The sequence below is a fragment of the Oribacterium sp. oral taxon 108 str. F0425 genome (assembly GCF_000214455.1).
GTDB classification, from domain to species: Bacteria; Bacillota; Clostridia; order Lachnospirales; family Lachnospiraceae; genus Oribacterium; species Oribacterium asaccharolyticum.
The window spans coordinates 1,006,572-1,026,669 of record NZ_AFIH01000001.1; the positions used below are offsets into that span (position 1 = coordinate 1,006,572).

At 44.1% G+C, this 20,098-nt stretch carries 18 protein-coding genes; 17 read left to right on the forward strand and 1 reads right to left on the reverse strand.

Features of this window, described 5'->3' with window-relative positions:
- Positions 1-8 precede the first annotated feature (8 nt).
- From scpB to HMPREF9124_RS04815, 4 genes are all read left to right on the forward strand, one after another.
- Positions 9-836 carry an SMC-Scp complex subunit ScpB gene (scpB, locus tag HMPREF9124_RS04800; RefSeq protein ID WP_009427734.1) on the forward strand — a complete coding sequence of 276 codons (828 nt, stop codon included), beginning with the start codon at positions 9-11 and terminating at the stop codon, positions 834-836.
- Positions 837-1,059: 223 nt separating this feature from the next.
- On the forward strand, positions 1,060-1,497 hold the full coding sequence (locus HMPREF9124_RS04805; protein WP_009429255.1) for a dUTP diphosphatase: 438 nt from the start codon (positions 1,060-1,062) through the stop codon (positions 1,495-1,497).
- 46 nt (positions 1,498-1,543) lie between these two features.
- Positions 1,544-2,224, forward strand: coding sequence for a hypothetical protein (locus HMPREF9124_RS04810; RefSeq protein ID WP_009428775.1), 681 nt, complete (start codon positions 1,544-1,546; stop codon positions 2,222-2,224).
- A gap of 17 nt (positions 2,225-2,241) precedes the next feature.
- Complete coding sequence (locus tag HMPREF9124_RS04815) at positions 2,242-3,609, forward strand: aminotransferase (RefSeq protein WP_009428655.1); 1,368 nt, start codon at positions 2,242-2,244, stop codon at positions 3,607-3,609.
- Positions 3,610-3,712: 103 nt separating this feature from the next.
- Here the strand turns inward: HMPREF9124_RS04815 and HMPREF9124_RS04820 are convergent, their stop codons facing one another.
- Complete coding sequence (locus HMPREF9124_RS04820) at positions 3,713-4,237, reverse strand: DUF4364 family protein (protein ID WP_009428161.1); 525 nt, start codon at positions 4,235-4,237, stop codon at positions 3,713-3,715.
- A 157-nt stretch (positions 4,238-4,394) separates the two neighbouring features.
- On the opposite strand from HMPREF9124_RS04820, the gene HMPREF9124_RS04825 reads away from it, so the two are divergent.
- The 13 genes from HMPREF9124_RS04825 to rsxC all read left to right on the forward strand — a co-directional run bounded on the left by HMPREF9124_RS04825 (position 4,395) and on the right by rsxC (position 20,098).
- Positions 4,395-7,022, forward strand: a complete 2,628-nt coding sequence (locus tag HMPREF9124_RS04825) for a DUF5717 family protein (protein WP_242821557.1) — start codon at positions 4,395-4,397, stop codon at positions 7,020-7,022.
- Between the two features lie 13 nt (positions 7,023-7,035).
- Positions 7,036-8,280 carry a DUF5716 family protein gene (locus HMPREF9124_RS04830; protein WP_009429045.1) on the forward strand — a complete coding sequence of 415 codons (1,245 nt, stop codon included), beginning with the start codon at positions 7,036-7,038 and terminating at the stop codon, positions 8,278-8,280.
- A 1-nt stretch (position 8,281) separates the two neighbouring features.
- The gene (locus HMPREF9124_RS04835) at positions 8,282-9,067 is read left to right on the forward strand and encodes a tetratricopeptide repeat protein (RefSeq protein ID WP_009428890.1); all 786 of its coding nucleotides are present in this window, start codon (positions 8,282-8,284) and stop codon (positions 9,065-9,067) included.
- Between the two features lie 17 nt (positions 9,068-9,084).
- Positions 9,085-11,787 carry a valine--tRNA ligase gene (locus HMPREF9124_RS04840; RefSeq protein ID WP_009428520.1) on the forward strand — a complete coding sequence of 901 codons (2,703 nt, stop codon included), beginning with the start codon at positions 9,085-9,087 and terminating at the stop codon, positions 11,785-11,787.
- 33 nt (positions 11,788-11,820) lie between these two features.
- Complete coding sequence (locus tag HMPREF9124_RS04845) at positions 11,821-12,396, forward strand: hypothetical protein (RefSeq protein ID WP_009428180.1); 576 nt, start codon at positions 11,821-11,823, stop codon at positions 12,394-12,396.
- Between the two features lie 2 nt (positions 12,397-12,398).
- The gene (rlmH, locus tag HMPREF9124_RS04850) at positions 12,399-12,878 is read left to right on the forward strand and encodes a 23S rRNA (pseudouridine(1915)-N(3))-methyltransferase RlmH (protein ID WP_009428725.1); all 480 of its coding nucleotides are present in this window, start codon (positions 12,399-12,401) and stop codon (positions 12,876-12,878) included.
- A 284-nt stretch (positions 12,879-13,162) separates the two neighbouring features.
- Entirely contained in the window at positions 13,163-13,660 is a 498-nt protein-coding gene (locus HMPREF9124_RS04855; RefSeq protein ID WP_009429054.1) for a CarD family transcriptional regulator, read from the forward strand.
- Positions 13,661-13,801: 141 nt separating this feature from the next.
- Positions 13,802-14,206, forward strand: a complete 405-nt coding sequence (locus tag HMPREF9124_RS04860; protein WP_009429708.1) for a GtrA family protein — start codon at positions 13,802-13,804, stop codon at positions 14,204-14,206.
- A gap of 100 nt (positions 14,207-14,306) precedes the next feature.
- A complete protein-coding gene (locus HMPREF9124_RS12480) occupies positions 14,307-15,626 on the forward strand; it encodes a YfhO family protein (protein WP_009427687.1) in 1,320 nt (439 codons plus the stop codon).
- Positions 15,596-16,987, forward strand: a complete 1,392-nt coding sequence (locus HMPREF9124_RS12485; protein ID WP_009428333.1) for a YfhO family protein — start codon at positions 15,596-15,598, stop codon at positions 16,985-16,987. Before HMPREF9124_RS12480 ends, HMPREF9124_RS12485 begins: the two co-directional genes overlap by 31 nt.
- A gap of 23 nt (positions 16,988-17,010) precedes the next feature.
- Positions 17,011-17,685, forward strand: coding sequence for a cyclodeaminase/cyclohydrolase family protein (locus tag HMPREF9124_RS04870; protein WP_009429411.1), 675 nt, complete (start codon positions 17,011-17,013; stop codon positions 17,683-17,685).
- Positions 17,686-17,781: 96 nt separating this feature from the next.
- Complete coding sequence (locus HMPREF9124_RS04875; protein WP_009429830.1) at positions 17,782-18,618, forward strand: bifunctional 5,10-methylenetetrahydrofolate dehydrogenase/5,10-methenyltetrahydrofolate cyclohydrolase; 837 nt, start codon at positions 17,782-17,784, stop codon at positions 18,616-18,618.
- Positions 18,619-18,712: 94 nt separating this feature from the next.
- A complete protein-coding gene (gene rsxC / locus HMPREF9124_RS04880; protein ID WP_009427972.1) occupies positions 18,713-20,098 on the forward strand; it encodes an electron transport complex subunit RsxC in 1,386 nt (461 codons plus the stop codon).

Sequence of the window (20,098 nt, forward strand, 5' to 3'; positions counted from 1 at the left end):
GTTTCGGATTGGGAGAGTATGAACAGATTTCTCTGGTCCCGGATTTAGGCGGAGAAATTGAAGAAGAGGACAGAATCAGGAAAAGGGAAGAGGAAAACCTCGTGGAATCTCTGCTTTTTTCCTTGGGGCGCTCCGTTTCCGTGGAGGAAATTGCTACTTGCTTAAACATGGGGAAGGATGGCGCTTTCCTTGCGGCGGAAAGGTTGCGGGAAAGATATGAGGAGAGGCAGGAAGGGCTTCTCATCAAAAAGCTGGAAGATCGCTATCAGATGGTGAGTCATCCCAAGACCTATGAAGGCTTAATCAGAGTTGTGAAGAGACCGCAGAAGCCGGTACTTTCCGATGTTGCGTTGGAAACCCTTTCCATCATTGCCTATTGTCAGCCGATTACCAAGGTGGAAGTGGAAAGAATCCGCGGAGTTAAGTCGGATCATGCGGTAAATCGTTTGGTGGAATTCGGACTTATCGAGGAAGTGGGTCGTTTGGAGGCACCGGGAAGACCGATGCTCTTTGCCACAACAGAGGAATTTCTGTACCGCTTCGGTGTGAATTCTTTAAAGGACTTGCCCGCTCTTCCGGAAGAAGTGGAGAAACTCTTAAAGGAAGAGGTTACGGAAGAATTAAAAGACGGCTTCGGCTTGGAGCCGGATGAGGCCGAGGCTACCGATGAAAATACCGTGGGAGAAGAGACTGAAGAAACAGTAGGAGAAGAGACTGAAGAAGCTGCAAGAGAAGAGATTGAAGAAGAGCAGAGGGAAGTTCTTGAAGAGGACTTGAGGAATAGTACTGAAGAGGAAGCGGAGGAGGAAGCGAACGCAGAAAGCCCGGAAACTTAGGCGGGTTCGATTCTGAGGAAGAGGAAAGCGATGCCTTCATAGAGGCTTATTTACAAGAACTGGAAGCAGAGGCGGAAGAGTCAAACGAACAGGCGGAAGAGTCAAGCGAGAATTCGGAAGAGCTTTTCTCCCCTCCTTTTCATCAGAACAGAACCTGCCGTACGAAATCTTATAGGGAAGAAATAGGCAGACAAAGAAATGCCTGGATTAGGGGGAGATGGAAATGGAAGAAAAGATAAAAATCAAGTACCATGTGAAGGAGCTGGAGAAGCTATGCTATATTGACGGGAAAAGTGACTGGATAGACCTTCGCGTTGCGGAAGAGGTAAAGATGAAGGCGGGAGAGTTTCGTTTAATCAGCATGGGAATTTCCGTGGAACTCCCGAAAGGCTATGAGATGTGGGTCCTTCCCAGAAGCTCGGCATTTAAAAACTTCGGAATATTGCAGACCAATGCTATGGGAGTCATTGATGAGTCTTTTTGCGGGGATAATGACATTATTCATATGCCGATTTTAGCTATGCGAGATACGGAAATTCATGTAAATGATCGGATCGGTCAGTTTCGGATTATGCCGCATCAGCCCGAAGTACATTTTGTGGAAGTAGAGCACTTGAACAATATGAATCGCGGCGGATTCGGTACGACCGGAAAGGCTTAGAACGATAAATCAACTAAAGAGAAGGACAAGAAAGAGGGACAAAACCATGAAAAAAAGAAAGCTGGCAGGAATTATTTTACTTACACTCATCAGCCTTAGTGCTTGTAAAAATGAGGCAAAGGCTTATCGAACGGAAGGAATTACCGCTCTGGAAAAAGGAGATGCAGAAAAAGCTCTGGAGAATTTTGATCTTGCCTTAGAGAAAAGTAAGGGTAAGGTTGGAACTCTGCAGTTTGATATTTTGGCTTACAAGGTAGAAGCGGAGATTCATCTGGGAAAACTGGGCGAGGCGGAAGAAAATCTGCAGAATCTGGAGACCATTTCCACCAAGAATTATGCGAAATTACAGGATTTAATTGAGGCAAAAAAAAGTATCGTATCCGCAGGAGAGGCTTTAAATCAGGATGACTTGGATTTGGCCAGAAAAGAATTGGATGAAGCAAAAGAGAAGGGACTCAGTACGGATCGGGAATTGGAATACAGTGAAGCGATTTATCTGGAGAAGACGGGAGAATGGCAAAATGCCTATGATGCCTTTTCCAAGTACTGCAGTCGCTATCCGGATGATGCGGAGGCTGCCAGAGAACTGCAATTTTTAGAGAGTCGTGTAAAAGTACTGGGAGGAAATACCCTCTTATCCGAGCGCGCCAAGAAAGTCGGAAAAAGGCATCCTAAATATGTCAGAAGAAAGTATAGGCTGAAAGAAGAATCTCCAAAACGACACTAAAAAGGATGTGTACAAAGATGAAAAAGAATGCGGAAAAGAAAGTAAATGCAGTCAATGCGGAGGAGGCCGGTATGACAAGATATCAGGATTTGTCGGTAGAGGAATTGGAAAGTTTACGGAAAGAATTAAAGCAAAGTTATAGAGAGTATCAGAACATGGACCTTAATCTGGATATGAGTAGAGGTAAGCCGAGTCTCGACCAGCTGGACTTGAGCAACGGGATGATGGATGCCTTAAACAGTGAAGCCGACATGTATTCCTCTGACGGATTTGATGTGAGAAACTACGGTGTTTTGGGCGGTATTGCGGAGGCAAAGGAACTGCTCTCCGATATGATGGAAAATAATCCTGATAATATCATTATCTTCGGAAATTCTTCCCTGAATGTGATGTATGATTCCATTTCCCGTTCTTACACGCATGGAGTCATGGGAAATACACCCTGGTGTAAGTTGGACAAAATCAAGTGGCTCTGCCCGGTTCCCGGGTATGACCGTCACTTTGCCATTACCGAGTATTTCGGAATTGAAATGATTAATGTGCCGATGACGGAGAAGGGTCCGGATATGGATATCGTGGAGAAACTTGTGTCTTCCGATGAGAGTATCAAGGGAATCTGGTGTGTACCAAAGTACAGTAATCCCCAGGGCTACAGTTACTCCGATGAGACGGTGCGCCGTTTTGCAAGACTGAAACCTGCGGCAAAGGATTTTCGTATTTACTGGGACAATGCCTACGGTATGCATCACCTCTACGATCACGACCAGGATTATCTGATTGAGATTTTGGCGGAGTGCAAGAGGGCGGGCAATCCCGATCTTGTTTATAAGTTTGCGTCCACTTCGAAGATTTCCTTCCCGGGTTCCGGAATTGCATCCATGGCAAGCAGCTTAAACAACTTGGAAGACATCAAGAAACAGATGCAGTACCAGACCATTGGCCATGATAAGGTAAACCAACTCCGTCACGTTCGTTTCTTTGAAGACATTCACGGTATGGTAAAGCATATGATGAAGCATGCCAATATCATTCGGCCAAAGTTTGAGATGATAGAAACTGTTTTTGAAAAGAACTTAGACGGCCTGGATATCGGCTCTTGGACGAAACCGAAGGGAGGCTATTTTATTAGCTTTGAGACACTGCCGGGCTGCGCCAAGGCGGTGGTGGATAAGTGTAAAAAGGCGGGTGTGAAGCTTACTCCTGCAGGAGCAACCTTCCCCTATCATAAGGATCCGGAAGATAGCAATATTCGTATCGCACCGACTTATCCGCCGTTGGAGGACCTGCGTATTGCGACAGAGCTTTTCTGCCTGGTTGTGAAATTGGTCAGCGTGGAAAAATTGCTTAAGGAAAAGACAGAGGGATTTTCTTTCTGTACGGTATAGAAATGAGCGCAGAGAGCCGCGTATTCCATACACGGCTCTCTGTTTATAACAAAAAGGGACACCCGAACTTCGAAGGTGCCCCGGAATAAGCCGGATGTTCAACTTACTTTTCTTCTAAAAGGGCAGAGAGAAGATAAGCATATAGTTTTCCGCTTTTTGCTTTCCATGCCTTACAAACCGCTTTTGCATTTTCTTCACTGGGGACGGACAGTTTAATTTGACAGAGTAGATTTTTGCTTTCTCGGAGTTCTACCTGCACAAGGTACTCCTCGTTTTCCGTTTGGGAATAGTCCGTATGTACGGCTGCTTCGTTTTGCAGACGAAATTTATTTTTCAAAAGAAATTGATTCATGTCTTCTTTGGCTATGGTGGAAATCTCTTCTTCGAAAAATTGAAGCGTTTGTTTTCCTTCTTCCGTAATTTCATAGCGGGTTGTACTTTGACTTTGATGTGAAACAATCAGAGCGGCTTCTACAAGGTCGGAGATACATTCCTGCAAAGTAAAGTAGGTTGTATATTCATTATCCAAAAAGAATCCGCTTAATTGACTGTTGGTTAAGGGATAATTTACGGATTGCAATAAATACAAAATCATGAGTTTATATTGGGTTAAAGCTTCTGTAGTCATAGTCTTTCCTTTTTTCTTGCACTCTTTTTATCGAGACTATAGTGTAGCAGAAAGTTACGGTAATAAGCAAGTGCGGGGGGGAATGCAGGGAATGGAAAAATCTGTCTTTTTAGAAAGGTCTTCCTGTGCTAAAATAGAGCCCTATGGAGTGTTTGCTATGAGAGAAAAGATTAATAAACTGGCTAGAGGAATTGTGGATCAGGAGAGACCGTCCACGCATTTTTCCGAAGAGAGAATCGAGGGGAAGATTTCTCTGTTGGAAAGTAAAACCTTTGAAATTTTTATTCAATCCCTGAATGCGGTCCCCATGCGCGGACTGGTTTATTGTGAGGCGCCCTATATCAGCTTACATAAAAATGCTTTCGGGGGAGTTCGGACAAAGGTTAGTTTTACGGTAAATACGGAGGGGATGGAAGAGGAGAGCGAGCTTAGAGGGGAGCTGTCTTTTGTGTATCTGGGTGGGGAAAAACAAATTCCCTATCATTTTATATTGGAGAAATCACCATCTGCGAAGCAGTTAAAAGAGATTAGGCATTTTGAAGATTTACAGAAGTTGATGGAAGCGGATAAAAAGGCTGCAACCCGTATTTTTGACTATCGGGACTTCTTATCGGCACCCATTATGCAAAGTGCAAAGGCGGTAAAGCTTTATGAACTTCTAAAGCCGTGTGGAAATCGTGCTCTGGCGCTGGAAGAGTTTTTGGCTTATTTTTCCTATCGCCCGAAAAACGGAATAAACCGAAAGGGCTTATTGTCTTCCTCTAAAAGAAAAGAAGAAAAAAAACTGGAATTTCCGGAGGGACTGAGCTTAGAAGAGAAGATCAGTCTTTGCATCCGAAGAGGAGAACGTGGTGAAGAAGCGTTTGAACTATATAAAAGAGGTGTGGAGGAAAATATTAAGCTGACCAATCTCTATGAAAATCTTCTTTATTCCATGAAAAAAGGCTATAAGGAAGAACTTCCCAGAGCGGTTTACCTTTACTTTTCTTATGAGTATAGAGTGGAAGAAGGGTTGGCCTCGGCCTTGTATTACAATATTTTACAGAATTTTCCCGAAAATTCGGAAATCTACCTTCGCTTTGCAAGACAAATGCAGGACTTTGCGGTAGAGTCCATGCTTGCCGGAAAGATGGACGAGGAATTGGCTTTACTGTATCAAAAACTGATCCTCCCGGATATGGTTGATGAGAAGATGGCGGAACTTCTTCCGAAGCTGCTTCGTTCCTATAAGGTTGTTGTAGAAGATTCGGAAATGGAGAAACTTATTCTTTCTCACCCGGCATTAAAAGGAGAAGAGGTCTATTCCTTAAAAGAGGGAGAGGCCTATATTCCTATGCCCTATAAGGACATGATTCTTCTCTTTCAGGATGGGATGGGAAATCGTTATACACGGGTAAATCATCGAAAGACCAAAGTCTTTGAAGGAGAAGATCTGGAAAAGAGGATGGAACGCTTTTCCGAATATACGCCGGTCTTCCTTTTACAAAAAGCCTTACAATTGGAAAAAGAAGGGATTAAGACGGAGGAAGAGTTGGAATGTATGGAGAGAGCCTTTGACAATTCCGCTTTTTCCAATTCTTTCCGTATGGAGATTTTGGCACAGATTCTGGCTTATCACAGGCAGGAAAAGCAGAGCGAATTCCCTGAAGAGAGCCTCCGTTTTCTGCATCACATTCCTACAAAAGGAATGAAGAAAAAGGAGAAAGAGGACTATCTTGCCGCACTTCTTTATCGAAAGGAAATGGATCGTGCCCTTATGTTTTATAAGGAATACCCTTATTTGCATATTGAGAAGGAACTTCTTCCCGCCTTTTCGGACAGTGCGATAGACCGGGGAGAGGAAGAACTCAGTTTATATCTTTCTCATCTTGCTTTCAGAGCTGAGAGAATTAGTGATAAGGGTCTCTCTTACCTCTTGGAAGAATGGAATGGCAGCAGCAAAGAAATGTATGCGGTTTTAAAGACTGCGGAACAGAGAAGGGAAGAAAAGGGAGGAATCGATGCTTCCCGCCTTTTGAATATGGCGGAACGCCTTTTGGCACAATGCCTTTTTACGGAAAAGATGAGAGAGGCGGAAGAGGCCTTTCACTTATACAGAAAATTCTCAGGACGAGAAAGTTTACTGATCCGTGCATTCTTAAGCAATTATGCCGCTTCCATATTCCTGTATCAAAAACGGGAGCTTCCCGATTTTACCGCCCTGCTTTATGAAGAGGTGCGAGGAGAAAGCTATAAAGAACGGGTTCCGCTGCTCTATCTTCTGGCTTTAAGCTATTCTTTCTCCAAAAGAGAGAGCCTGACCGAGGATGAGAGGGAACTGTTAAACAGCATTGTCCCGATTCTTTTGGAGAAGAACCTTGTCTTTTCCTATACGAAGAGTCTGGCAAAATTTGTCCCGCTTCCGGGAGCGGTGCTGGAGAAGACCGTGGTGGAATATCATGGAAAGGCAGAGGAGAAACCTTATTTCTCGGTACGTGCAGAGGGAGAGAAGGAATTTCACAGAGAAGAGCTGCAACATAGTTATCATGGCATATATACTGCATCCTTCCTGCTGTTCCCCGGAGAAAAGATGGAATATCGTTTCACTTTGGGAAAAGAAGACAAGCTTCTTTATGAGTCGGTTTTGAAAAAAGAAGAGGGCATGATGATGGAGGGAGAGGATGTCTATACAGCACTTTGTAAGATGTCCCGTCTTCTTATGGAAGAAAAGGTAGAAGAGTTGCTTCCGCTTATGGAGGACTATGAGGAGAAAGAACTTAGTATAGCGAGGGTTCTGAAGGATTAGGAAAGAGGTTTTTGTGAAAGTCATCGGGATTGCATTAAGTGATGAATATACGGATATTTCCCTTTACAGAGAAGAATATACCTATCGTTTCCCTACTCTTTTAAGTCGGGAAAGGAAGGGGGACCGCTTTTATATCGGAGAAGAGGCATATAAGAAAAATCTGGATGGAGGAGTCATCTTGGTAGACAAGCTTCTTTCTCTCTTTAAGAAGAAGGGAAGCGCTACGATTTCGGAGACCTGTTATGATGCAAAGGAACTCCTCGGAATCTTTTTGGAGAATCTGCTTTTGGAAGGAGAAAGGCGCGTTCAGGGAAGGGAAATTCCGGAAGAAGAGGGAAAGGATACATTGGTACTTTCCGTTCGGGATGCGGATGTGGAACTGATGAGCTCACTCAACGAGCTGGTAAAGGAGAAGTTTTCCGGGCAGTATGCGGTACAGCTGATTAGTCATACGGAAAGCTTTTCTCACTATATTCTCAGGCAGGATAAAAAGCTTTACAATCGACAGGTGGGAATGCTGGAGTTCTCTTCCCAGGTCTTGCATTACTATGAGATGCAGGTCTCCAAAGGAACAAAAAAATACGCTATTTCCGTTTCGGAAGTACAACCGGATGCACTGTCCTTTGGAATTCTGGAAGATCCCAGAGGAAGAAGGATGACGGATCAGGTACTATCCGGACTTTGTGACCGTTTGACAAAATCCAAGGTATACAGTGCCTTCTTTTTGTCCGGGAAAGGCTTTGAAAATACGGAACTTTTTCCTGAATTTATGAAGAAAATAGTCAGAGGCAGACGAGTCTGTGTGGAATCTTTTCTCTTTTCTATCGGAGCATTGTATTACGGACGGCTTCTCGGAAAGGGGGAGGAAGAAGAGTATCTTCTCCTCTGCGATACCAGAATCGGTGCAGACATCAGCATCAAGGTGACAAAGAAGGAAAGAGATTTTCCGCTTTATCTTGCTCATGCGGGAGATTCGTGGCTAAAGGAAACGGAGGACATTCGTCTTTTGTTGGAAAACCAGGACTATATTGATTTTCAGGTACAGGATGTGAGTGCAACGAATCGGGGAAAACAGTATCGTATGAGCCTCACTTCTTTTCCGAAAAGAGAGAGACGTTGTACGAAGGTATCCTTAAGAACCTCATTTCACGGAAATGCCGTTGCGGGGATAGAAATTACGGATTTAGGATTCGGAGATTTGTGGAAGGGGAGTTTTCAATCCATTAAAGAGACGATTCCTCTGAAGGGAAAGGAGTAAAATGGCACTGATTTTATGCGGGAGAGAAGCCGAAATTCCATACTACTATGAGAGACTGGATCTTTCCGTTTACTCTTTGGAAGAACTCGGCTATGCTCTGGGACACTACCTTATCCTGGTGCCGGATCATTTCGTGAATCCCGAGCTTTGCAGATGGCTCAGTGAAGCATTGGGAGAGAAAGAACTGGGAGAGAAGCTTCTGCAACTCCTGGAGATGGGGGAGAAGGAGGAAAGATTGATTTTCCGCCTGATTCGAGAAAGCAGCTACTATACGGAGAAAGAAGTGGAAGAGCTTTCCCAGGAATGGAGAAGAATTCATGCCTTAAGCGAGGCGGAACGAAGAGAAAAGATGGGGGACAGCTTCTTTTCTCTCGGAAAATATAAAAAGGCAGTGGATGCCTATCAGGACGCTTTACACTTTGAGGAAAACGGAAGAAGAATCCGAAAAATCGGAGAATGCTATATTCAAACCAAGGAATTTCAGCGTGCGGCGGAGAGCTATAGAAGGCTCTACGAAAAAAATCACGATAAGATGGCGGCAAGAAGACTGTATTTTCTGTCCAAAATGTGCTTTCCGAAGGATAAGTACCAAAGTGCGTTCCAGGACTTGGAAGAAGGACTTACGGAAGTCTGGGAAAAGGAATGGCAGGAAGGCTTGAGCCTTGCAAGGACAGCTCCGGAAATGCATAAAATAGAAGAGTCGTATAGAGAAGGAAAGGAAGCGTTTCTTTCCTTTGCAAAGGAAAAGATTGCTTCCTGGAAAGAGGAAATTCGGGGAAGAGTGTAAGACAGGAGGAAGTATAGATGAAAGAAATGGCAAAACAATATAATCCGGAAGAGGTAGAAGACAGAATCTATGAGAAGTGGCTTCAGGGAAATTATTTTTCCGCGAAAGTAAATCAGGCGAAGAAGCCCTTTACCATTATGATGCCTCCTCCCAACGTTACAGGGCAGCTTCACATGGGGCATGCATTAGATAATGCTTTGCAGGATACCCTGATCCGTTTTAAGAGAATGCAGGGCTATGAAGCACTCTGGCAGCCCGGAACGGATCATGCGGCAATTTCTACGGAAGTGAAGGTTATCAACATGCTGAAGGAACAAGGCATAGATAAGCATGATCTCGGAAGAGAGGGCTTTTTGAAAGAGGCATGGAAGTGGAAGGAAAAGTATGAGAAGCGAATCGTGGATCAGCTTCACAAGATTGGCTCCTCCCCGGATTGGAACAGAATCCGTTTTACCATGGATGAGGGATGTTCTCATGCCGTACTGCAAAGCTTCATCCACCTCTATGAGAAGGGGTATATTTATAAAGGAGCCAAAATCATTAACTGGTGTCCGGTTTGCCAGACCTCTATTTCCGATGCGGAAGTACTGCATGAAGAGAAGGAAGGTTCTTTCTGGCATATTCTTTATCCGATTGTCGGAGAAGAGGGAAAATTTGTGGAGATTGCCACGACCCGTCCGGAGACACTTCTTGGCGATATGGCGGTTGCCGTAAATCCCGATGACGAGCGCTATAAGGATTTAGTAGGTAAAGAGTTGCAGCTACCCCTAACGGATCGAACCATTCCCGTCATTAGCGATGAGTATGTAGATAAGGAGTTCGGGACCGGTTGTGTAAAAATTACTCCTGCACATGATCCGAATGACTTTGTTGTGGGGGAACGTCATCATCTCAAAGTGATGAATATCTTGACGGATGATGCAAAGATTGATTTACCGGGTTCCAAATATCACGGCATGGATCGTTATGAGGCAAGAAAAGCCATGGTTTCGGATCTTGAGGCACTTGGACTGTTAAAGAAGGTGGTACCGCATATCCATAATGTAGGAATCCACGATCGCTGTGAGACTACCGTTGAGCCTATGGTGAAACCCCAGTGGTTTGTGAAGATGGAAGAGATGGCTAAGCCTGCCATTGAAGCTTTAAAGAGCGGAGAGCTACAGTTTATTCCTGAAAACTATGGAAAGACCTACCTCCACTGGCTTGAAAATATCAAGGACTGGTGTATTTCCAGACAGATTTGGTGGGGACACCGTATTCCGGCCTACTACTGCGATGCTTGCGGCGAAGTGGTAGTCAGTGAGAAGATGCCTGAAACTTGTCCGCATTGCGGAGGAAAGCATTTTACGCAGGATGAGGATACCCTGGATACCTGGTTCTCCAGTGCCCTCTGGCCCTTTGAGACACTTGGCTGGCCGGAAGATACCGAGGATTATCGTTATTTCTATCCGACTGATGTCCTGGTTACCGGCTATGATATTATCTTCTTCTGGGTTGTTCGTATGGTTTTCTCCGGTATTGAGCAGACCGGAAAGGTTCCCTTTAAGAAGGTTTTGATACATGGCCTTGTGCGGGATGATCAGGGTAGAAAGATGAGTAAGTCTCTCGGAAACGGTATCGATCCTTTGGAAATTATTGCGGAATATGGCGCGGATGCACTTCGCATGACGCTGCTTACCGGTAATGCCCCCGGAAATGATATGCGTTTCTATCATAGCAGGGTGGAAGCAAGCCGTAATTTTATGAATAAGGTTTGGAACGCTTCCCGTTTCCTTTTCATGAACTGTAATGAAGAGGAATGCAAGGCTCTTTCGGCCCTGTCTTCTCTTGAAAATCCGACTCTTTCCGAACTCTTGGAGAAAGTTCCGGAGAATCTTGAGATGGCGGATAAGTGGATTCTTTCCAAGTTGAACGGTGTGGTAGCGGAGGTGACGAGAAATCTTGAATCCTTTGACCTCGGTATCGCCTTGGATAAAACACAGAGCTTTATCTGGGAGGAGTTCTGCGACTGGTATATCGAGATGGTGAAGCCGCGCCTCTATAATGAGGGGGGAGAAAGCAAATGCCTTGCATTGTGGACTTTATTGAAAGTTCTTAAGACTTCCTTAAGCCTCCTTCATCCCTTCTGTCCCTTCATTACGGAAGAAATTTATGACACGGAGATATCTTTATTCAGAGAAGATGAGAAGCCTCTTATCATTTCCGATTTTCCGAAATACACGGAAACACTGGACTTTAGTGCTGAAGAGAAAGAGATTGAAGCAATTAAAGAAGCGGTTCGTGCGATTCGAAATATTCGTACCGAAATGAATGTGGCACCATCCAAAAAAGCTACGGTTTATCTTGTTTCCGAGGACGAAGCGTTAAGAAAAACGTTCCAACATAGTAAGGTTTTCTTTGCTACCCTTGCTTTTGCTTCCGATGTTATAATACAGGAGAATCGGGACGGAATTCCTGAGAATGCCGTATCCGTTCTCATTCCGAAGGCAAATCTGTTTATCCCCTTCAGTGATCTTGTGGATATTGAAAAAGAACGAGAGAGACTGGAGAAGGAAGAAGCTCGCCTTGTGAATGAAATAAAACGTGCAGAAGGAATGTTGAAAAACGAGCGTTTCCTGGCCAAAGCTCCTAAAGAAAAAGTGGAGGAAGAGGAAGAGAAGGCGCAGAAGTACAGAGATATGTTGGAGCAAGTTAAAGAAAGAAAGAGTATGCTTTCCTGAATTTCAACCTTCCTTTTTAAGACGGGAGGTTTCATGAAGAAGTTTGTAACGTTGATTTTGGTGAGTTTTACACTGTTGTTTTGCTTTTCTTTTGCAATATTTGCCGCAGAAAGGGAAGCGACCGGGGAAGAGATTTCTGCAGTGAAATCCGGGCAGAGCTTGGCGTACAGATGGGAAGACAGTGAAAATCATTGGAAACTTTTGTATCTGGATACAAAGGAAAAGGCTTGGAAGTATGCCAAGGACCGTTGGGTTCAAATCGGGCATCGGTTTTATTTTTTTGATGCGAATGGAAATGCAATGGAAGGCTGGTTTCAGGATGAGGGCAAATGGTACTTTGCAGAGTATGACAATCTGAAAAGAAACAATGATAATGCCGGTCTTGTTCTGATGGGCTGGGCCTCTATTCCGGACGAAAAGGGAAAGAATCAGACGTACTATTTTACTGCAGATGAAAGCGGAAGGCCGAGCGGCATTTTGCAGGGAACTGCCGGAAAATATGATGCCTTTACGGTAGACGGACAACAAGTTTATTTTGACGAACTGGGACACGCGGATGTGCGTTCCGTCTCCGCTTCGGTACCGAAGTTTGCCGGAAAGAGGACATAAATATGACCGTAAGAGTTTGTTCGGTTGGAAAAATAAAAGAAAAGTTTTACAGAGAGGCACTTTCCGAGTACGGAAAGCGCCTCTTGGCTTATTGTAAGTTGGAAATGATTGAGGTAGCTGACGAAAAGACGAAAGAAGGGAGCAGTCCTTCTGAAGACAGATTGGTTTTAGAGAAGGAAGGAAGGCGCCTTCTGGAAAAAATACCGGAACGTTCTTTTGTGATAGCCCTGGCCATAAAGGGAAAGGAACTGGATTCCGTAGAGTTTGCCAAGAAAATGGAGAAGCTTTTTCTGGAAGGGAAAAGTGACCTTAGCTTTGTGATTGGAGGCTCCCTGGGATTAAGTGAAGAAGTTTACAAAAGAGCGGATTATCTTCTTAGTTTTTCACCGATGACTTTTCCTCACCAGCTGATGCGCGTTATCCTTTTAGAGCAAATCTATAGAGGCTTCAGAATCAATTCAGGAGAGCCTTATCATAAGTAACTGGATAAAAAGCATAAGAAAATATAGTAGGAATAAATAATATTTATTTAACTTAGACAAAGATTATGAATTCCGGGAAATGCACTGGAGTTTTTTGTTGAGAAATGCTAAAATATTATCCAGTTATTTGTTCGTGATAGGGTTGTATGGTTTAACGGGAAGCAGAGTTTGTGAGGGCATTTTTATTCATAACGAGTATCGCTTGAAAAAGCATGCGGTATCTCGTTTCAGCGTGGTCGTTCATCACAATACCTGTCTAAAGATGAAAAGAAAAGGAGGTTAAAATGTTTCAGTCAGGCACTTATGTGGTTTATGGCTGTAAGGGAGTTCATAAGATTTTAGGGACTACACGTCTGGACCTGGAAGGAATTCCCAAGGATAAGGATTATTATGTAATGCAGGCAGTGAAGAAGCCGGATGGGGCAGTTTATGCTCCGGTGGAAGCCAGTAGAACGAATATGCGTTCGGTGATGACCAGAGAGCAGGCGGAAAGTTTTCTGCATACTGCCGAGCACATTCATGCATTGACTTGCAAGACTCCAAAGCAGAGAGAAGAGAATTGTAGAGAAGGGATTAAGAGTTGCGCCCCGGATGCCTTACTGCAGGTCATTAAAACGGTATTGGAGCGAAGAGAAGAAAGAGCAAGACAGGGGAAGAAGCTCACTCTTTCGGATTTACATTTCATGGAGCAGGCTGAAGATATTTTGTATGAAGAGCTTGCGATTTCCTTGAGTATTTCCAGAGTGGAAGTGGAAGAGAAGATTAAGGCGTACGCATCATAATAAAGTTAAATTTAGAAATGAACCTCGACGATCATACAGGGATATTCCGGTATGGTCGTTTTCTTTTTCACTCTACCGTTGCCAGGAAGAGTCCTTTTTCGTATACTGTTCTGGTACTTAAGGAAAGGAACTGTTCGATTGATGCATAAAAATATGGATGAGGGAATACGGTATATCCTGGTCGGTGTTTTGACTACGCTGGTGAATTATATTTTTTACGGCGGTTTTGATTTTCTTTTCGAGAAAATAGGAGTTGCCTCTGTGATTTCCTATAAGCTTGCTTATGGAGTGGCTTTCGTGGCAGCGGTTTTATTTGCTTTTTTTGCCAATAAATATATGGTCTTTCGAAAGAAGGGGGGAAAGCTTTTTCAAGAGATCTTGTCTTTCTTCGGTCTGCGTGTGGCTTCCGGAATTGCAAGTTTTTTTCTGTTAGTCCTTTTGGTGGATGTACTCAGGCTTACACATACAATGGGGTGGGTTTTAAGCTCAGCCATAAATCTTATCGTGAATTATATCGGCAGTAAATTTTTTATCTTTCGCTCATAGCCCGGTATCGTCCACAACGCGCGAAATCTCGTTCTTATTCCAATCAATATTGCAGATTGAATTTTACAGATTAAGGTAAAGTATCCAAAGAGGTGAAAAAATGAAAAAAAAGTGGGTTAGAAAAGAAGACTGGTTAGCCTTTTTTTTGCCGCTGCTTACGATGCTCATGATTTTTATAATCAAAGGAATTTTTCCGTTTGGGAAGGAAAGTTTTCTTCGGACGGATTTATACCATCAATATGCTCCGTTTCTTAGAGAGTTTCAGGCAAAGTTACAAAGCTTTTCCTCTCTTTCCTATAGCTTTAATCTGGGATTGGGCGTAAACTTCAGTTCCCTGCTATCGTATTATCTTGCCAGCCCTCTGAATTTTTTTGTGATTTTCTTCCCGAAGACACTCTTTATTGAGTATATTACCTATCTTATTGTACTGAAAATAGCGCTTTCGGGGATGACCGCATCAATCTATTTCAGAAAGCATTTTCGGAGAAACGATTATTTTTCCACTCTTTTTGGAATGCTTTATGCTTTGTCCGGTTATATTGCGGCCTATTCTTGGAATGTGATGTGGCTGGATTGTATTTTTCTCTTCCCTTTGATCCTTTTGGGCTTGGAAAATATGCTGGAAAAGGAAAGACCCGAACTCTATACCGTAACGCTTGCCCTGTCTATTCTTTCTAATTATTACATCAGTATCATGATTTGTCTTTTCCTGGTGTTCTATTTTCTTTCCTCACTTTTCTATTATGGCGCGGAAGAGATAAAGCTCGTAGGAAAAAGATTGTTTTATTTTGCTCTTTATTCGATTTTGGCGGCTCTCATTGCGGCGGCTTTTCTTTTACCGGCTATTTTTGCCTTACGGTTTACCGCTTCTTCCGGAATATCTTTCCCGAAGACGATTACACAATATTTTACGATTATCGATATGGCGGCAAGACTTTTCCCCTTTGTGGAAACGGAGCAGGGCCTGAAGCATTGGCCGAATATTTATGCCGGAGCCTTGAGTCTTTTTATTGTCCCTCTGTATTTTAAAAATCCGGCAATTCAAATGAAGAAGAAGTGTATTTTTTCCTTCTTTGTTCTTTTCTTCTTTTTGAGTTTTTCCATTAATGCCTTGAATTTTATCTGGCACGGATTTCATTATCCGAACAGTTTACCGGCAAGGCAAAGCTTCCTCTTTATTTTCCTTCTGCTTACTGCGGGAGCGGAGTGGTATGGAAAAAGAAAGTTGAGCAGCAGAAAGGATTTGTCCTTCTCTTTGTTTTTGACATCCGCTTTTGTGATTCTTTGTCAGAAGATGATTACGGAGGAGGCCTTTCACTGGTCGGTTTTTTATCTGACCCTCTTGTTTCTCTTCCTATACTTTTTACTTTTTGTATTTGAAAAAAAGGATTGGACAGTTCGATTTTCACCCTCTTGTTAATTGCGCTATGCTTTGTAGAGGCCAGCTTAAATATGGCGGTGACCTCCGTTCCGACTACGGATCGAAATGCCTATCTTGAGGGACGGAAGGAGACGGAAAAACTGGTAAAAGAAGTGCGTCTGGAGGATGACGGCTTTTATCGCTTTTTGCGGGAGGATGCGAAGACAAAGGATGACGGTGCGCTTATGCGCTACAACAGTGCTTCGATATTTTCTTCAACGGCATATGGAGCTGTATCGGATTGGTATACAAAGCTTGGTATGGAAGCGTCTACCAATGCTTATTCCATTAATGGAGCAACTCCTCTTATGAAGAGCCTTCTTGCACTGAAGTATGAGATAGTAAAAGAGGAGCCGAAGAACAGTAAGGGCATAGGCCTTTCGTATGTGAACGGTGAAGGGGGGTATCGCTTGTATGAAAATCAATATGCTCTTCCTTTGGGATATTTCCTGACAAAAGAGGAGTTGAGTCAGTTTGATTTGCAGGCGGGAACTCCGGCTCTTGTACAAAATTCTATTACAAAGACACTGGAAGGCGAGGACATTTTAGAGCCCATTCTCGGTAAAATGGAGTCTTCTGTTTATACTTTCACTGTGGAAAAGAGCAGAGACATCTATGTTTATGTGAACAATGAGAAGGTAAAGGAAGTGAAAGCCATTTTACCGGATGGAGAAAAGAGCTTTGACCATGTTGACAGGGGATATCTTCTTTCTTTGGGTTATCTGGAAGAGGGCTCTACGGTGGAATTAAAGAGCCAGACTGAAAATGAGAGCATGGATGCTACCGCTTATTCTTTTTCTTTTGACGTCCTTTCCGGAGTGAGTGAAAAACTCTTGAAGCGTTCTATGGAAGTAACAAAATGGAAGGACGGTTCCGTAAAAGCCCACCTTACAGCAGCAGAAGACGGGATTCTCTTTACCTCGATACCCTATGATCCGGGCTGGAAAGTGAAGGTGGACGGAAAAACGGTAGAGCCTGAGAAGTCCATGGGGGCGTTTTTAGGAATTCCCGTGAGGGAAGGAGAACATGAAATGGAAATGCAGTTTACGGCAGAGGGTTCCCGATTCGGTCTTTTGCTCAGTGTGAACGGCTTACTGCTTTTTGCCCTCTTCCTTTTTTTAAGAAAAAGAAACGGATTTTCAGAGGGGGAAAGAGATAGGGATCAATATCTCTTACGAAAGAGGGAAGTCATGCCCGGTTTAAATCCGGAACAAACGGATAGCTTGATGACGGAATCGGAAAAAGAAGCGCTGCACGTAAGGAGCAGAAAGAGGGGAAATCGAATTGCTCCTTACAGAGGAAAGTTACCGAATGCAAAGGGACGAGTGCATCTTGTAGAAAAAATGGATGTGAAAGAGTAAGGGATTTAAGGGAAGGAAATAGAATGAATAAGAACCGGGACTTAACAAAGAAGGAATCCATTTTAGGAGAAAGGCCTTCTCCGGGAAAGGAAACGATAGCAGAGTTTTTAGAGGCACTTTCGTCTAAAAGTCCGATTCCTTCCGGAGGAGGGGTGACGGCTCTTTCCGCATCCCTGGCTTTTTCTCTTGCCCTCATGGTGGGAAATCTGACACTTGGAAAGAAAAAATATGCGCATTATGAAGAAAGACTGAAGATTCGTATGCAGGAATGGGAAGAGGGGAGAACAGTAGCTCTTCGCCTTGCAAAAGAAGATGAAGAGGCTTTTATGCCGCTTGCGAAAGCGTATGCTCTTCCGAAAGAAACGGAGGAGGAAAAAGAAATCTACCGGGAGAGGATGGAAGAATGTTTGGACCATGCGTCTTATGTCCCCTTACAGCTCCTTAAACTCTGTGCAGAGACTGCAAAAAGCCTGAAAGAGCTTGCGGAAGAGGGATCAAAGCTTGCGATATCCGACGTGGGAATAGCGGCCGGTCTTTTTCTGACCGCTATGCGCGGTTCCGCCTTGAATGTAAAAATCAATACAAATCTGATGCAGAATGAGGAAAGAAAAAAGGAAAGAGAAGAGGCGGTAGAGGAAGCTTTGAAACAATGCGAGCTGTTGGAACAGACAGTTCGAGAGGTTGAAAAAAGAATTTAGTTTGACTTGTTGGTAAGTGGAGAAAAAGAAATAAAACAATAAGTTAAAATGTGATAAGAAATTGAATAAGAACAGGAGATAAGAGGAAGAAAGATTATGGAAGAACTGAGAGGAAAAGAAGTTGTAGAAGCCATACAGTCGGAGTGCCTTAGTTTTGTGCAGAAAGAGGCTTGCCTTCCTACACTTGCGGTTTTAAGAGTGGGAGAAAAGGAGGCGGACATGTCCTATGAGCGCTCAATCAAGAAGCGTTTTCAGGACTTCGGGCTGGAGGTAAAGGATTATCATCTGGAAGAAAATTGCAGTAATCAGGAGTTTCAGGAGGTTTTTCGCTTTTTAAATGAGGATCCGGAGATTGACGGCATCCTGGTTTTCCGTCCGCTTCCTCCGCAGATTGACGAGGAAGAAATGCTGTCCGTAATGAAAAAGGAGAAGGATGTGGATGGGGTGACAAGTTCGAATCTTGCCGGCCTTCTTTTGCAGGATCCGGATGCCTTCGCGCCTTGTACGGCGGAAGCGGTGATGGAGCTTTGCAAATACTATAAGATTCCGCTTTCCGGAAAGGAGGTCTGCATTATCGGTCGCTCTCTTGTGGTGGGGAAACCGCTCTCCATTCTCATGCTGAATGCCGATGCTACGGTAACCGTTTGTCATTCCAAGACGGAAAATAGCAAGGAGGTTGCGAAGCGGGCTGATGTTTTGGTTGCGGCAATTGGAAAAGCCAAGGCAATCGGTTCGTCCTATTGTAAGGAAGGGGCGACGGTGATTGATGTGGGGATCAACGTAGACGCTGACGGAAATCTTTGCGGTGATGTGGATTATGACACCATGAAAACGGTAGCGGAAAAGCTCAGCCCTGTTCCGGGAGGTCTAGGCGCGGTGACGACGGCGGTGCTTGCCAAGCACGTAGTGAAGGCGTATCAATTACTGCACTAAATTTAATGCAAAGCCCGGGGGATAGTGTCTTTCCCCGGGCTTCATAGTATACTTCTATAGATAAAGTTGAGAGTTCATTTTGGGAGGTAAAAAGATGGGTGTTTCCACTTTTAAGGGTGGGGTCCACCCCTATGATGGAAAAGAATTGGCAATGGATAAGGCCATTGTCGATTTGCGTCCTGAGGGGCTGATGGTCTACCCCCTGTCACAGCATATCGGTGCTCCTGCTAAAGCCCTTGTGGGGAAGGGAGACAGAGTACTGATGGGACAGAAAATTGCGGAAGCGGCAGGATTTATTTCCGCTCCGGTCATTTCCTCTGTTTCCGGCACGGTAAAGAGTATAGAAAAGAAACTGACGGTGGGCGGCAGTATGGTAGAGTCTATCGTGGTAGAGAATGATCAGGAATATGAGACAATCCCCGGGTTTGGCGAGAAGAGGGACTATACCAAGCTCTCCAAAGAAGAAATTGTGCAAATTGTAAAGGATGCCGGGATTGTCGGCTTAGGCGGAGCGGGATTTCCCACTTCTGTGAAGCTTTGTCCGAAGAACCCGGAGAAAATCGATTTCTTTCTGGCCAATGCCGTAGAATGTGAGCCATATCTTACTTCGGACTATCGGGATATGCTGGAAACACCCGAGAAGCTTATCGGCGGTTTGAAAATCGTGCTTTCCCTCTTTCCGAACGCCAAGGGAAAGATTTGTATAGAAGACAATAAGCCGGAAGCCATCCGGATTTTGACAGAGCTCACGAAAAACGAAGAAAGAATAGAAGTTGTTTCTTTAAGAACACGCTATCCGCAAGGAGGAGAGCGGCAGTTAATTTATGCCGTTACCGGGAGAAAAATCAACTTTTCCATTCTTCCTGCCGATGCCGGGGTGCTTGTCAACAATACGGATACGCTGATTGCTATTTTCGAGGCGGTTTGCGAATCAAAACCTCTCGTAAGAAGAATTCTTACGGTTACGGGAGATGCGGTAGCACATCCCGGAAACTTCCGTGTTCCGCTCGGAACCAATTATCAACAGTTAATTGATGCTGCGGGAGGATTTACGGAAGATCCGGAAAAGGTGATTTCCGGCGGTCCTATGATGGGAATGTCCTTATTTACCTTGGATGTACCGGTCACGAAAAATTCCAGCTCTATTTTGGCGTTTAAGGAGGATCAGGTTTCTAAAGAAGCTGTTACGCCCTGCATTAATTGCGGACGATGTGCGGAGGCTTGTCCTACGAATCTTATGCCGGTTTTGATGATGAAAGCGGTTTTACAGAAGGATATTGATCGCTTTAAAGCTTTATACGGAACGGAATGCATCGAGTGCGGATGCTGTGCCTATGTTTGTCCGGCAAAGCGGCCTCTCACGCAGGGCTTTAAAGAAATGAAGAGAAGAATCAAGGCGGAACTGGCAAGGAAGGCGGAAGCCGAGAGAAAAGCAGAAGCCGAGAAGAAAGCGAAAGCGGAAAAGAAGGGGGGAGAGTAA